The organism is Microbulbifer maximicatervae (SeqCode) (assembly GCF_052467225.1).
Genome location: NZ_CP174303.1, coordinates 3,922,504 through 3,936,719 on the forward strand (window position 1 = coordinate 3,922,504; position 14,216 = coordinate 3,936,719).

Below are 14,216 nucleotides of genomic sequence, written 5' to 3' on the forward strand. Positions count from 1 at the left end.
AAATGCCTGTTATTACTGACCCGAAACTGCTGATCCCGCTGAGGGCAATTCCGGCTCTGGCGGCAGAGGTACAATAGTCTGGAGATACTCACCAGCCTCTTCCGCCCGTGCATAGCGAGCGGGCATTAAATTGGCAAGCTTGCCAATACTTTTATCAATCCAGGGGTTATAAATACCGACGCCCAGCAACTCGACATTCTTCTGGTGAACAGAAATGGCTTTTTCCTCGAAGGGATAAATCTGCTCCTCCAATGCCAACTCATACTCTTCCAGCTCCAGGGCATTCAGGTTGGTTGGACGTTCAGAGTCCTTCAGGGCCACGCTAAAGTGGAGATAAATTTCAGCCAGGTAAAAGGTTGCCGCAGCGGTCACATCGGCCACCTGATAATCAATCAGGTCAGTAAATGCACGGGTGGCTGCTTTCATACGCTTGCGCTTGAGGTTGAGGCTTTTCTCGATAGGCGCAACCAAATCCACCTGGGTGAAAGCCTCAAAGCTGGGTTCAGCCAATAGCAGGGCCGCATTACCTGCGAGATAACGGGTGCGGTCGCTGCGCTGGGAACCACCGCGGGACTCAACTTTCACCAGTTCACGAAGCTCTGCCATGTAAAGCTTTTGATTCCCGGACACTTTGTAGATATCGGCAATTTTCTGGCGAGTCTCCAGCGCCGGCTCCATGGGTTCGGGGAAATAATCGACGTAGCGACGCAAAACAGACAGCGCTTTAGCGCTATCTTCTGCCGCTGCGTAAAGATCTGCCGCCTGGGTTAAGGCCTCACGGCGTATTTCATCGTCCTCGGATTCCCGCTCAATACGCTCAAATTCCGCAGCTGCCAACAACAGCTCACCGCTCTCCTGGTAAACTACTGCCAACTTCTTGGTGACATCTTTTGCCAGCTCATGCTCCGGGAAGTGACTGCGGAAGTTATTTAATACCGTTGCCGCTTGTACCCAATCCTTAAGCACAATCAATGATGCGGCAGCATCGTACTCCGCCGTAGCCAAAATGGTCGCACCGGGTGCAGCGCCTCGAATACGCAGGAAATGGCTCGCTGCGGTTGCATGATCCTCCTGCTTACGGGCCATATCACCCTGCTGGTAGATAGAAGCCGCCAGGTTATCTACCAGACCCGCCCTATCCTTTGCATCCTGGGCAGTCAGTATCAAAGTTTCACCGTAAGCAATTTCTGCATCCGCAAAGGCCGCAGTATCGAAAGAAGCGTGAGCCACCAGCAGCCAGGCAGAACGTCTAATCTCCTGTTCCGCAGTGGGGAACTGCTCCAACAGCGAACGGCCATTGGTGATGGTCGGGGCATAGTCTTTTAACCCGTAGAGATCCTCCACCGCTCCAAGCATGATCTGAGGGGCTTTGGCATGCTCAGGGAATGTGGCTGCAAATATCAGCGATGAACGGATAATTTCCCGCAATAGTGGTGCACGCTGCTCATCCGTTGCATCTTTTAAGTTATTGGCCAGATGTTCGCGATAAGCGTAAACCGCTGCGTAGCCTGCTTCGCTGGAATCCTTATGCGCAGGATATTCATAGGCCGTGCGCTCATACTCCAGAGCTGCACCATGGAAATCCCGGTTTTCCAACATCAATCCGGCAAGCTGATAATTGATTTCCGGTGCGCGCTCAGTTTCCCGGAAGGAATCGAGATAGCTTCGATACCAGTGAATCGCCTCGCGATAATTCTCGGCCTTCTTATCTTTTAACTTCTTATTCTGGTAAGCCGCATGGTAGTGCCCGGCGAGGTCGATCAGGTTGGTCTGCAGGAAGGCAACCACCTCTCCGTATTCATTAATATCGAAGACAGTCCAGTAATCGGCATTAAGTGCATAAGTAGTAGCGAAATCCTTCTTCGCTTCCAGCACCAGCTTGGGGAAGCCGCCTTTACTGTAGATTTCAATAACACGAATTGAGAAATCCGCAGATACTCTGTGTAACTGGTTTCGATCAACAAACGCAATATAGGATTTTGCCGCATCCTGGTAGCGACGCTTCTCCAAATAATATTCACCCAGCTGGCTGTATACCCGGAACTCGTAATCTCTATTACCCTTGCGGGTGAAGTAATCGACAACCGAATCAGGGCCTTCCAGGTAAGAAAAGCTCAAGCTGACCACACGGAAAGTATCGTCAATATGCTTGCGCTCGCCCTTATTGTTTTGCTGATCGAAGTCATATCCCTGGGAGACTTTGTAATCCAGCATGGCGATATAGTCATCCAGAGCCATTTCATACATATCTTGCTTAAACAGCGCCCAACCGCGTTTATACAGGGCAAGCTCGTAGAAACTGGATACCACACCAATATCGATAACTTTTCCGTAGGACTCTTCCGCATCGAGAAACTTCTTGCGGGTAAAATAGTATTCGCCCAGCCGGAACCAGGATTCATCGATATGTCGCGAGTCCGGATAGTTGGCCACCAGCTGACGCAGCACATCCACCGCTGCATCAATCTCTCCCGCCTCTTCATAAGCCCGGGATAACTGATACATCACCTGGTCGTTGCGGTGATACAGGGGGTACTTTTGCAGTAATTTAATATAGAGATCGATGGCCTCGCGGGCATTGGCTGACATCATCTCTTCAGAATCAACGCCCGGCGCTTCAAGCGGGGTTTCATCTGCAGCTATTTCTATGCTGCCACTAGCGCGGGTTTCAAACTCCTCATCAGACTCGACAACCCCTGGGGCCTGCGCCTCAGTCACTACCGGCTCTACCTTCGCCACCGGCGCTGTCGTCTCTGGAGCATCCAGGGTATTTTCAGCCATAGCTTCTGACGCATCGACAGAGATCACCGCCCCGCTTCCAGCAGCAACTCCAGCAAGGTTATCGAATTCTGCATCTTCAGCGCGGTGTGCCTGCTTGATTTTCAGGTCGGCAATCCTGCGCATCGCCTCGGGGGTCAGCTTGGATTCAGGGGTTTCCTGCAAGTACTTCTGGTAGCTGGCCAGTGCTTTCTCCAGGCTGCCATCAATATGCTCTTCCTTGATTTCTACTTCGACATTTTGGAGACTGCCGATGGTCTTGCCGCTGTTTCCCGCACAACCCCCTAGCACTATAAGTGCAGAGAGAAGACCGGCGCCGCGATTGAGAGATTTACCAGCTCGGGATTTAGGTTTGAGCAACTTACTCACGAATCACCTCCCTCTGCTGATTTTTCTTCCTCCACCGGCTCCATCTCCGCTGGATTCTCCTCAGGAATTTGCTCTTCCAACAGCGCCTTGTGCTGCTCTACCTTAAATTCATCTTCACGCTGCTCCTGAAGCTCATTAGCGCGGTCGTAGCTGTCTGCCAGGGCAAAGCGGGCTTTAATTTGATAACTCTCCAACTGCGCGCGACGGCGTTCCAACTCAGCAATTGCCAAGGCCTCAAGCATGGTGCCCTGACGGGCCATCAGGGTTTTCAGTCGCCGCTGGGTTTGCTGGATACGCGCGCGCAAACGAGTAATATCGCGGTCGTAACCGGTATAGCTGTGAGTTGCCGCCTGGCGACTGCGCACAAAGGAGTCGTAAACAGACTGGAGACTTTCGATCTCCTGGTTTAATTCCGCCAGGTGTTTGTAGGCCTCGGTCAAGCGCTGGTCGTACTCAAAGGAAAGACGCAGGTCCAAAACACCTTTGAGCCGCTGTACCCGCTCCAAAGTAGTTTCAGTAAAGCCCTGGGGATGCTCAGCAATTTTTCCGCTAAGTTCCAGGAGCTTCAATCGCGCTTCCTGCTCTTCGGCCGTTGCCAGGTATTCTGGGCGGCGGGAGATCAGCATCTGCTCTATACGACTGGCAAACTGATCGCGCTGCTCCATCCGCAGCTTGATACGGGCGTCGAGTTCACGGAATTGCCTGTCCAGCTCCGGCAACAGGGGCTCGTAATAGTTGCGGCGAATACGAATAATATCTTCGTAGGCTGTCAGGCTTTTTAGCCACTCTTCATTGCGCTCATATAAATCGTTGAGGTCGCGATAGTTCCGCAGAAATTCCTGATAGTCATTGGACGCCATCAGGTCGAGTAAGTAATGGGTCTCGGGGGCTTCCGGTAAATTGCGCAAGGCCACTACCCAGTTCTGTACTTGGGTAGCCTCTTTACGACGCAACGCCTCAAGGAACTTACCTTTGCGAATACTATGAATAGACTGAGTGAGGGTATCAATCTCGCGCCCGAAAGCGTCTAACGCGCGGCCGTAATTAATTGCAGCAGTACTGTGGACATCCAATTTGCCGTAGGCATAGGGCACCGCCAACATGACCTCTTGCACTGGCTCATTGGTGCCTTTGCGGTCTTGCAACAGTTTCCAGGGCACCAGTGCCCGGTCATAGCGGCCCGCACGGGCCTCTACCCAGCCAGCACCCAACAGCGCCTTATTTGAAAAAGGGCCATCGAGGCTTACACGATCAAAATAGGGGCGCGCCAGTTCCAGCTTGCCCAGCTCCATTAAATGGGAGCCCAATAAGAGGTTGGTTTTATCGTAAAGGGCCTGCAGGGCCGCCTCTGAACTGCGCTTTCTTCCCAGTGCAGTCAACTCCAGAACACCGCGCTCCTCTTCTCCCGCCTTCAGTTGGGCAATACCCAAATTGAAGGAAACAAAGCCCTCTAGCGACTCTTCACCCTTCAGGTCTTGCAGCAGTTCTACGGCCTCCTCGAATCGACCGAGCTGCATATAGACTCGAGCACGCAAAAACTGCTCATCTGCACGGACCCTCTCGGGAACCCGCCCGTCAATCATTTCCAGGGCATGTAAGGCGTTGCGCGGCTGTTGTTTGTGATAGTGAATTTTTGCCAGTCGATACGCGGCTTCATTGCGCACCGGCTGGGATACATTTCCCTGCAGTACAGCCTCAATAGCCCGCCCGGCCTCCCTGTGCATTCGGTAGGACAATTCCAAGTCACCCACCGAAAACTCAGCTTGCCCCAAGTGCGCACTGAAAGGATCGAGTTCGGGCTGATCTAAGCGGTGATACTGAGCAAGTTCTGTGTCCAGTGCCACAATCGCATCAAAATATTTTTCCTGATGGGCATGAAACATTGCCGCACCGAAAAACAGGTCTTTAATTTCTTCCTGCGATTCAGTCGCCGCTGCAGCGGGGAGAGCAGCCAAAGAACAAAGGGATAGAGCACCAAGCATCATCCTGGTTTGACAGGACAACACATTTACCAGGGACCTGAGCATGATTACCAGTCCTTGAAGTTTATCGTGGACTCGGTTCCCAGAACCTTAATCTCGACAAATTTAGGACCCACTGCTTTCTCCACGGTGTAGGAAGCTGTAGCCCGATACTCTTTTCCTGATGGGGCTTTACCGAGAAAACTAACCTCTAATGGATGCCCACCCACTTGCACATTACCAGTGTATATTTTTTGTACCCCACCTTTTTGCAGGGACTCAATTTCCCGGTAGGTATAGAGATGATGGGCAACTAATTTGCCATTCAGTGTGACCTCAACCGACTCCAGCTCGAAGGGCTTTTCATCAGCCACCGAGACAAAAAGAGCTACCTGCGTATTAGAGGGGAATAAGAGCTTTTCCTCCAGCTGTGACAATTCAGCAGTGAGATCAATTACATCTTTCTTAACATCCTGGATCTGCTCATCCAGGCCACGGATATCATCTCTATCAATAGTCTGAGCATGCCCAGTACTGGCCAACAGAAAGAAAAGTACAATCTGAAGAATTCTGAACATGTGGCCTACCTCCGACCCAACCCTAAACTATCAATTCCTGCCAGAGAACCTGGAACAGGACCACAATAAACCCAGGCACAACAGGGCCTTGAGCTGCGGCATTGTATTGAATAGAGGGCTAATCAGATGTGAGGAAATTCAAATCTCACAAAAACTCAAAGAATGGATAAATTTTGAAAAAAGCACTTCCAGCAAATAAAAGAGATCTACAACACAAAAGAAGTGAGACACAATTCACTTTCGATTAAGAAAGCTCTCCGCTTTGGCTCTCTGGCCTACCGATCACAAAAAACATACAGACAATCAAACCAACCAAGGCTAGGTAGGCATTTACTGTAAAAGCTCTATCTATACCCGAAGGTATATCTGGAGCGAAGGCGATAATTGTAGCATTCATACCCAAACCAACCGCACCCCCACCAATTTTAAACATATAGAGGATTGCGCCTGCCAAGCTGGCACGGTGAGGTTCCACCACCGTAATACCCGCAGTCGTACTGGATGGATTGAACAGCCCAATACCCACTCCCAACACGACCAAGCCCGGACACATATCCAGAAAACCCGTGTCCGAAGTCAGGTTCGAAAGCATGAACATTCCAACGCTCATCCCCAAAATACCTAATGAGACGAGTAATTTTGGTCCAGCTAGCTCATAGAGGCGGCCGGAGATAATAGCAACCAGCCCCGATACAACCATTAAAGGGACCAAAGATAAACCGGCCTGAAATGCTGAGTAACCACGAAAATTCGCCAAAAATTGGGGGACATAGAGAATTGCCGATAGGAATACTACGGAGATTAGAAGTGTTGTAACGCCTACCGCTAGGAACTTCCGGTTCTTTGCAATATCAGGGGGAATCAGGGCATCTTTACCAACTCGATACTCCACGATGGTAAACAGACAGAGCAACACCAGGAACACAACGATCAGGCTGATAACCACAGGATGCTTGAAACCAATCTCCGCGGAGACATCCAGTGCAAAAAGCAAACAAAATAGCGAGGTGCATAGTAGTAGCACACCGAAGAAGTCTATTTTTTCCTCGGTGTCACGCGGTTTATCGGGGGGTACTGCCCACCAGCAAGCCAGCATTGTTGCCAGAGTGAGGAGAATATTAACGAAGAAAATCCATCGCCAACTGAAAAAATCTGCGAGCACCCCACCCAAAACTGGTCCAGCTGCATTCGCTAACCCACAGGTGGCCATCAGGATACCACCCGCCAACCCTGACCTTTCATAGGTCAACAAGTTAAAAGTCATTGCCAAAGTGGACGGCCACATCAATGCCGCACCCACTCCCATCAATGCGCGGGATATCAATAACATCCACATATCCATTGCCAGGCCACCCAGCACGGCAAAGAAAACGAATATTCCCGCTCCAATCATAAATACTCTGCGGCGGCCATAGATATCCGCCAAGCGGCCACCGGTTATGATGAAAACACCAAAAACCAAGGCGTAGCCGTTAATGATCCACTGGGAGCTAGTTATGTCTGCATTGAATTCTCTTTCGATGGCAGGTAGTGCGGGGGCAAAAGCGGTATAGTCATTACTAATAAGGAAGGCCGCGAGAACTAATGCAGCCAACCCCAAGTACTGATCTCGTGTAATTTTGCCGCTCTGTTTAGCCATACTGCGTAATTCACTCGACACCCGAGCCGCTCAGGTAATCCTTCAGAACCTAATTAGCTTGCGATATATTTTTAATACTCCCGCCTAGAGCCTAGACCACTCGCTAATTTACACGCCTTTTGACTAGTCAGTTTTCACTGTCGATACCGATCATCATCTGCCTTGTAACTGGCAGCTCATATCTTATGCTTAAAGGGCATCCAAGCGCCGGAAAATTGAATTAGTGATTGGATAGCCTACTGAGCCCCCTAAGATCACGCTAATAGATGAGATTAGTAAATGCATAAGTTCATTGTGCTTGTCTTGGTTCTGTTGACTTCTTCTACATTCGCCCAGGGATCTACGGTGAACGACCTAAAAGATTTCCAGTGGAAAAACCGCATTCTATTACTGAATATCCCGGAAGGTCCCAATAGCACAATCAATGAATTACTCAAGTTAGCGCCGCAGTTTGCAGAGAGAAACTTGATATGGTTCCTATTCTCTAACGGCACCCTTGAGACTAACTTCCCCGGTAAAGTCACAGACAATTTTGCTAAAAATGTACGGGAAAAATATCTGCAAGGACCAGCAATGCAAGTACTTCTTATAGGGAAGGATGGGGAAGTAAAGTATAAAGCCAATAAATTCTCAGCCGTCGAAGTTTTCCAACGTATCGACAGCATGCCCATGCGACGCAATGAGATGCAGCAAGGATCTGCACAGTGAACAATTATTAAACATCCACAATCTGATAGAGAATTTTTGTATCTTCCAGAATTACTGAGGAATCCCAGAGTTAGATTTCCCTCAGTTAATTACGCTTCGGCCTTCTTTGCTCACCAGACAACCTTTCCAGCTGGCAACTTTTAACAAACATAGACATCTTTGCGCTAAAGTACGCTATTAGCCTTGCGAACTTATAATCAATGGAAATCGACCTCCAATGAGCAAAAGAGCCATTATCCTCGGAGCTACGGGCCTTATCGGTGGCCATCTCACAGAGCAACTGGCTGGTGAAGAAGTCTTTGATGAAGTACTTACCCTCACTCGACGCCCCAAAGCCACTGCAAGTCAAAAAATACACAATCATATTGTCGATTTTGATCGATTGGAGGAGGCTGCCCCTCTTTTTCAGGGAAATACTCTATTTTCCTGCCTGGGAACCACTCGCAAGCAAGCCGGCAGCCTAGCCGCCCAGCACAAGGTTGACGTTGAATATCAATACAAAGCGGCCCAATTGGCAGCGGAGGCAGGGGTCAGCCATTACTTACTGGTTTCATCCAGCGGGGCCAATGCCAATAGCACCAGCGCTTACTTACGTATGAAGGGTGAGCTGGAGGAGAAAATCAAGAAACTTCCATTTAAGCGTATCAGTATACTGCAACCCTCCCTACTCCTCGGAGATCGTGCAAATGCCCGACCCGGTGAGAAAATCGGAGGCATCCTCCTACCAGTAATTTGTATGCTGCCGGGGCTGAGATGTTATAGGCCCATTGAGGGGCGTGAAGTAGCCAAAAAAATGGTTTATTTAAGTCAACAAGAACGAACAGGGGTTGAGACCCTGCGTTTGGATGAGTTATTCAATACTAAAGGAGCCTCTGAATAATTCCGTAATGTCTCGGCGAATCTGGGAGACTCCTTAAACCCCAAAGGTTAAATTCGGGAGCTTAAAACAAGTAAATCGCTCCCGAATATTACGGTTATTCTTTTACTTTAATCCCTAGCCAATGCGGATATTGAGTCAAAACAATAAGGACAATTGCATCGTAGACTGCGTGCCAGATTATCACCCCCAGTAAGCTTCCGGACACTTGGTAAACCGCTCCTAGAACCACACCAATTCCCAAAGTCAGAAAGAAATTGGTCCACGATGAAAAATGAAGTAGCGCAAATGCAATTGCGGAAATTAATAACCCCAACAATGGCGAGCTAAGTTCTGATAACCAGGACTGCAAAAACCCCCGAAACAAAAGCTCTTCACAAATTCCGACTACAATAGAAATCAACAGCAGCTGAAAGAAAGACAATCGTGAAAATAGCGGAATCAGGGCGATCGATTGACGCCGCATTGACTTGCCTAGGGTCGTTTCTGAGCGAGTTAACGACAACATCACACCGTAGGTAGCCATTGCACCAATGATGCCAATTATTACTTGCAACCCTACGCTATCACCAATGATCACTACCTTGGGTGAAGCCAGATAAAAGCCCAGAAGGGCCAGCAACAAGCAAACAACCTGAGTGCCAATTAATAAAAGAAAAACTGGTAGATTCCCTTTTGTTTGGTCAACAGCATCCATTTGTGACCGTCCTTTTTAATAGTAATTTATCGAGGTAGTCGAGTGGCTCAGTACCTAAATAGACTGCCTTAGGATTCCGTTCCAACTAGAAACCACATCGAAATTCAATCAGCCGAAATAAGCAAACCCGCCATCGGCAATAATCTAACAGAAAATGATGACAGGCATAATCCTCCGCCAACAGCTCATCTCTATCCGTTTAGTTTGACGCCAGACAGCTTATCCCCTTTGAAAAACTGCCTGACTTTAGCCGAAAAGCCAGTCACAGTGCTATGCTCGACAATATCTCTGGAACCGGATAGCTCGTAGAGACTACCCGGTTTCCAGCCCTCTTATCAGTAGATTGTCTTGCAAAGAAACTACACAGCAACTAATTCCAACCATGACACAAGAAATCATAGGACTGGGCCAGCTGCTGAAGGATATTGAGGAGAAAAGTCAGGGGCAGGAGAAAATCTCCATCCAGCATGTTATTGAGGCTGTAGGGCTTCGATCCTTTGCCCCATTCCTTATCCTTATCGGGCTGATTCTGTTTTCCCCTCTGAGCGGTATTCCCGGAATGTCTACCGCGATGGGCGTATTGCTACTACTGTTTGCCCTACAACTGCTGATGAAGCGCAACTATATCTGGCTTCCACAGTGGTTAATCAACCGCTCCATATCCAGCGAGAAGCTGATGGATGCCCTGCACTGGATGGAAAAGCCCGCCCGGTATGCCGACCGTTGGATTCAGCCACGGATGGATTTTATCGTGCGCCGATATGGCACCTACGCTATTGCTGGAACCTGCATTTTTATTGCATTGACCCTGCCAATAATGGAAGTCATCCCCTTCTCTGCCTCAACTGCTGGTCTCGCTCTCACCATTTTTGGGCTATCGCTGGCAGCTCGAGACGGACTCTTAGCGATTATTGCTTTTATCCTAACGGCCTCCCTGGTACTAGTGGTGATCGTTGCCGTGATCTAGGGAGCCTCTGAATAACTCCGTGATACCTCTGGCTTGCAGAGCGGTTCACAATCAAGGCGCGGCTTCGCAGGAATGTCTAGACCTTTCAAGAAGTCGCAACGCGGAGTGTGAATCGCTCTGCAAGCCCCGAAGGGCGGGCCTTGAAGGCCACAGCTGCTGCGTTGCAGCTCTTGCAAAGGACCGAGCCATTCGCGGCGAGCTGCGCCTAACATCTGTAGCCTTCAAGGCCCGCAGAGGCATTATGGAGTTATTCAGAGGCTCCCTAGGAGCCCGCGAGTAACTACGTAATATCTCTGCAGGTCTCCAGACCAAAGCTGGCTACTTACCCTCGCTTTAAGACTTGATTTTTTAATCCGAGCAAATGGGGAAAGTGCACTATGGCGAAAATTGCCAAAAGGTCGTATACCGCATGCCAAACAATCGCCCCCACCAAGCCCCCGGACATTTGGTAGAAAATGCCTAAAATAAGCCCAATCATAAAGGTAAGGAAGAAGTACACCCAGGAAACACAGTGCAGTAATGCGAATATCAGTGATGCACCCAATAATCCGAGGAATGGCGTACTGAGCTGGGAGAGCCAAGACTGTAGAAAACCACGAAACAACAGTTCCTCACAAACACCCGCAGCTAAAGCAACCCATACCATCTGTGATGGGGACAACTTGGAAAACAGAGGGGTCAATTGAGTACAGTGGAGCCGCAGCATTTTCCCAAATAGCGTCTCAGAACGAGCCAATGTCAGTACTACCGCAAATGTGACAATAGCGCCTAACAATCCCAACAGCAGTTGCAGCCAAACCGTATCACCAATAAATGAAACTTCCATTGGCACAAGGTAGAGACCCAGAGCCGCAAGCAATAGACAGCCCAGTTGAATATCCATTAAAAAAAAGAAAACCGGCAGGCTGCGCCGTGCCGGACCAATCGCTTCCATTCCTGATTTTTCCCTTTGCCTATTGATTTCCTGAGCCTCTGACAACCTTCAAGCTCGCTCGCCCATCCGCAGAAATCATCAATTCGGCCACGCCACCATCCCGCAGTTGTTTTTCCAGATCCAGGGCTTTTTCCTTCGGAGCAAAGTAGGCTTCAATACCGTAGCGAATCCGGTAGCTATCTGATGAGTTCCAAAAATTCTGGCCTGCTACCCGCCCTCGAATAAAGACTCCGCCCTGTGGTTTTTCAAGACTGACAGAGGCTCGTTCATACAATCCAGATGCGCCTTTCTCTAGGCCCACATAAACCACCTCTCCCTGACGCAACCGTCCCTGCCCTTTAAACAAGGCTTTATCTAAAGTGGAAAAGGGGTAACTCAACTGGGCATAGTTACCCCGAAATAATGAGCGCGGGTCTACAGGAACAGTTTTCACTGAGACAGGCTGGCCCGTCCACAGCGGCATTTGAGCCTTAATATACATTCCTAACAGTATAAAAAACTGCACGCCAATGGCGGCAACCAGGCCAATCACAACTCTACGTTTCATCGCAAACTTCCCCCCGCCTGGTGATATTTCCAATACTTGGCTGCTGCCAGCAATAAAACTGCGAAGAGAATAAACAGGAGAGCAGCTCCTATATAGTCGCCAATCAAGTCAATATAGCGCAGCAGAGCCGTCAACAGGACCGCCATAACTCCGAGGAAGAAGTAGTGCGAGATACCATCGTGAATACCCCTGAAGATCAACCAGATTCCACAGGTAATCAGGGCAAAGTTTGTAACAATTTGTAACCAAACTGCGTAGTCACTGGAGCTGGCATTCGTTACGAACGCAAGTACTGCCGCAAAAACACCGCACAACCCCAGTCCGAATAGCAACCTCTGAGACAGCAGCGCCAACACTATCGACACAGCAGACATAGTCCCCACTACCGCCCACATAGAAGGTAGGTGACTCCAGGGGGCTTCTATCATCTCCTCCCAGGGATATTCAAAGCTAAAAATCAGTAAGCCAATTAAAGTAAACCGAAGGCACCAAATAGAGATTACTGCTGCGTAGTCCTTGGCTACCGCCGACGGGCGAGTTGCCAACCAATGGGCAAAGCAATACATCAGGATAAAGAGCGAGACTGCAACAGCAAGGTTCTCTGGATAAATATCCGCACTAAATTTCCCATCCTGCAAACGCCAAAATTCTGATAGGGAAAATTCCAGCCAAAAACCTAAGCCAAAGATAAAGGTCAGCAAGAGAATCACGCTCGCACGACCACTTAACAGGATATAGAGGGCTCCCAGCAAGAAAATTGGGAACAGGGCGGGGTAAAAGCCTAAACTCGACTCCAGGAAGAACCAAAGCAAAGCCAATAGCAAGGACTGCTCTGCAATCCACGTGCTGCGGGTAATTAAAGCAAATGGCAAACTACCCAGTGCCCACCAGAAAATACCATCTGGCATATGCTCGTCCAAGTGGTATACCTGTGCGATCAAAATAATCGCCGCACCAAAAAACAGGTTGCCCAACAAGAACAAGCCCTCTCCGGCTTTCCGATCTCCAGACAGGTAAACCTTAAACGCCACTCCCTGGGTCACCAAGGTCAAAGCGATCAGCCCCCCCATTCGCAGCGCTCTGGGAATTTCCTCCCAGTTGGCCCCAATCAGGGTGATCACCGCCAGCCCGATAAAGAGATAGGCCAAACCAATCAAAATACGATATCCAAGAGTTCTTTCTTGTGCCCGGTGGTAATCCACTTCGTAGCGGGCACAGATCTGCTCAGCCTGGGCTTCACTGATCACACCATCTTCAACCCAATCTCCAGCCTCGCGGGCCAGATCATGCTTAAGCAACCGAATCAATCGCATAGATGCGCCTTGTGAAAAATTACCCTTACCCTACGGATGGGTATTAATACTTTGGTCCCGAGTATCCCCGATGTAACCAGCGACCTCAAATTGGTACGGATTGCAGACTAAATTATCGCCAGGCTGCCTAGATAGCAGAAAACTATCTCAGATATTTAAATTGTTAATTTCTATTATTGATAGCCAATCAATAGCATAAACAGCATCAAAGTTAAGAGCCAGGCACCCAATAAGGAGCTAACCATGTCCCGCTATATCGAATCCGAACTCAAGCCGTTTAACGCCAAAGCCTACCAAAATGGCGAATTTCACGATGTAAGTGACTCTGACGTCAAAGGTAAATGGGCCGTATTCTTCTTTTACCCCGCAGACTTCACCTTCGTATGCCCCACTGAATTAGGCGATCTGGCAGACAACTATGAGGAGTTTAAGAAGCTGGGTGTAGAGATCTACTCAGTCTCCACAGACACTCACTTCACCCACAAGGCCTGGCACGATTCCTCTGACACCATCGGTAAGATCCAGTACCCGATGATCGGTGATCCTACCGGTACCATCACCCGCAACTTCGGTGTAATGATTGAGGAAGAAGGCATTGCCGACCGCGGTACTTTCGTAATCGACCCGGAAGGCCGTGTTCAAATTGTGGAAATTACTGCTGGCGGTATCGGCCGCGATGCCAGTGAGCTGCTGCGCAAGATCAAAGCTGCTCAGTACATCGCTGCTCACCCGGGTGAAGTTTGCCCAGCAAAATGGAAGGAAGGTGAGGAAACCCTGGCCCCCTCTCTCGATCTGGTAGGCAAAATTTAAGTCTTCCCAAGCCCTCACAGGATTGGAACTGGCCTTGC

Annotated in this window: 12 protein-coding genes; 4 read left to right on the plus strand and 8 right to left on the minus strand. The window is 49.3% G+C overall.

Annotation, left to right across the window (positions count from 1 at the left end):
- Nucleotides 1-12: 12 nt before the first annotated feature.
- The 4 genes from ACJJIZ_RS16850 to ACJJIZ_RS16865 form a co-directional block, all read right to left on the minus strand.
- Nucleotides 13-3,147: a tetratricopeptide repeat protein gene (locus tag ACJJIZ_RS16850; protein WP_444914204.1), complete on the minus strand. Its 3,135-nt coding sequence runs from the start codon at nt 3,145-3,147 to the stop codon at nt 13-15.
- Nucleotides 3,144-5,174 carry a tetratricopeptide repeat protein gene (locus tag ACJJIZ_RS16855; RefSeq protein WP_444914205.1) on the minus strand — a complete coding sequence of 677 codons (2,031 nt, stop codon included), beginning with the start codon at nt 5,172-5,174 and terminating at the stop codon, nt 3,144-3,146. The genes ACJJIZ_RS16850 and ACJJIZ_RS16855 overlap by 4 nt, the downstream gene beginning before the upstream one ends.
- A gap of 2 nt (nt 5,175-5,176) precedes the next feature.
- The gene (locus tag ACJJIZ_RS16860) at nt 5,177-5,686 is read right to left on the minus strand and encodes a hypothetical protein (protein ID WP_444914206.1); all 510 of its coding nucleotides are present in this window, start codon (nt 5,684-5,686) and stop codon (nt 5,177-5,179) included.
- A gap of 244 nt (nt 5,687-5,930) precedes the next feature.
- Entirely contained in the window at nt 5,931-7,325 is a 1,395-nt protein-coding gene (locus tag ACJJIZ_RS16865) for an MFS transporter (protein ID WP_444914207.1), read from the minus strand.
- 279 nt (nt 7,326-7,604) lie between these two features.
- On the opposite strand from ACJJIZ_RS16865, the gene ACJJIZ_RS16870 reads away from it, so the two are divergent.
- Together ACJJIZ_RS16870 and ACJJIZ_RS16875 are read left to right on the plus strand one after the other, a co-directional pair.
- Entirely contained in the window at nt 7,605-8,033 is a 429-nt protein-coding gene (locus ACJJIZ_RS16870) for a DUF4174 domain-containing protein (RefSeq protein WP_444914208.1), read from the plus strand.
- Between the two features lie 217 nt (nt 8,034-8,250).
- Complete coding sequence (locus ACJJIZ_RS16875) at nt 8,251-8,913, plus strand: NAD(P)H-binding protein (protein ID WP_444914209.1); 663 nt, start codon at nt 8,251-8,253, stop codon at nt 8,911-8,913.
- A gap of 94 nt (nt 8,914-9,007) precedes the next feature.
- Here ACJJIZ_RS16875 and ACJJIZ_RS16880 read toward each other — a convergent pair whose 3' ends face one another.
- Complete coding sequence (locus ACJJIZ_RS16880) at nt 9,008-9,607, minus strand: CPBP family intramembrane glutamic endopeptidase (RefSeq protein WP_444914210.1); 600 nt, start codon at nt 9,605-9,607, stop codon at nt 9,008-9,010.
- A gap of 382 nt (nt 9,608-9,989) precedes the next feature.
- Here ACJJIZ_RS16880 and ACJJIZ_RS16885 point away from each other — a divergent pair, with 382 nt between their 5' ends.
- Nucleotides 9,990-10,574 (plus strand): exopolysaccharide biosynthesis protein, encoded by a 585-nt coding sequence (locus ACJJIZ_RS16885; RefSeq protein WP_444914211.1) that lies wholly within the window; start codon nt 9,990-9,992, stop codon nt 10,572-10,574.
- A gap of 322 nt (nt 10,575-10,896) precedes the next feature.
- Here the strand turns inward: ACJJIZ_RS16885 and ACJJIZ_RS16890 are convergent, their stop codons facing one another.
- The 3 genes from ACJJIZ_RS16890 to ACJJIZ_RS16900 are packed head-to-tail and all read right to left on the minus strand — an operon-like array spanning nt 10,897 to nt 13,368.
- On the minus strand, nt 10,897-11,508 hold the full coding sequence (locus tag ACJJIZ_RS16890; RefSeq protein ID WP_444893359.1) for a CPBP family intramembrane glutamic endopeptidase: 612 nt from the start codon (nt 11,506-11,508) through the stop codon (nt 10,897-10,899).
- A 19-nt stretch (nt 11,509-11,527) separates the two neighbouring features.
- Nucleotides 11,528-12,055, minus strand: a complete 528-nt coding sequence (locus ACJJIZ_RS16895; protein ID WP_444914212.1) for a GDYXXLXY domain-containing protein — start codon at nt 12,053-12,055, stop codon at nt 11,528-11,530.
- A complete protein-coding gene (locus tag ACJJIZ_RS16900; protein WP_444914213.1) occupies nt 12,052-13,368 on the minus strand; it encodes a DUF2157 domain-containing protein in 1,317 nt (438 codons plus the stop codon). The genes ACJJIZ_RS16895 and ACJJIZ_RS16900 overlap by 4 nt, the downstream gene beginning before the upstream one ends.
- A gap of 243 nt (nt 13,369-13,611) precedes the next feature.
- On the opposite strand from ACJJIZ_RS16900, the gene ahpC reads away from it, so the two are divergent.
- Nucleotides 13,612-14,178: an alkyl hydroperoxide reductase subunit C gene (gene ahpC / locus ACJJIZ_RS16905; RefSeq protein ID WP_413662577.1), complete on the plus strand. Its 567-nt coding sequence runs from the start codon at nt 13,612-13,614 to the stop codon at nt 14,176-14,178.
- The last annotated feature ends 38 nt before the right edge of the window (nt 14,179-14,216 follow it).

What these genes read in the sequence shown, in the direction of transcription:
- ACJJIZ_RS16855 (WP_444914205.1), bottom strand. Translation starts at nt 5,174, where the DNA reads ATGCTCAGGTCCCTGGTAAATGTGTTGTCCTGTCAAACCAGGATGATG.
- ACJJIZ_RS16860 (WP_444914206.1), bottom strand. Translation starts at nt 5,686, where the DNA reads ATGTTCAGAATTCTTCAGATTGTACTTTTCTTTCTGTTGGCCAGTACT.
- ACJJIZ_RS16865 (WP_444914207.1), bottom strand. Translation starts at nt 7,325, where the DNA reads ATGGCTAAACAGAGCGGCAAAATTACACGAGATCAGTACTTGGGGTTG.
- ACJJIZ_RS16870 (WP_444914208.1), top strand. Translation starts at nt 7,605, where the DNA reads ATGCATAAGTTCATTGTGCTTGTCTTGGTTCTGTTGACTTCTTCTACA.
- ACJJIZ_RS16875 (WP_444914209.1), top strand. Translation starts at nt 8,251, where the DNA reads ATGAGCAAAAGAGCCATTATCCTCGGAGCTACGGGCCTTATCGGTGGC.
- ACJJIZ_RS16880 (WP_444914210.1), bottom strand. Translation starts at nt 9,607, where the DNA reads ATGGATGCTGTTGACCAAACAAAAGGGAATCTACCAGTTTTTCTTTTA.
- ACJJIZ_RS16885 (WP_444914211.1), top strand. Translation starts at nt 9,990, where the DNA reads ATGACACAAGAAATCATAGGACTGGGCCAGCTGCTGAAGGATATTGAG.
- ACJJIZ_RS16890 (WP_444893359.1), bottom strand. Translation starts at nt 11,508, where the DNA reads ATGGAAGCGATTGGTCCGGCACGGCGCAGCCTGCCGGTTTTCTTTTTT.
- ACJJIZ_RS16895 (WP_444914212.1), bottom strand. Translation starts at nt 12,055, where the DNA reads ATGAAACGTAGAGTTGTGATTGGCCTGGTTGCCGCCATTGGCGTGCAG.
- ACJJIZ_RS16900 (WP_444914213.1), bottom strand. Translation starts at nt 13,368, where the DNA reads ATGCGATTGATTCGGTTGCTTAAGCATGATCTGGCCCGCGAGGCTGGA.
- ahpC (WP_413662577.1), top strand. Translation starts at nt 13,612, where the DNA reads ATGTCCCGCTATATCGAATCCGAACTCAAGCCGTTTAACGCCAAAGCC.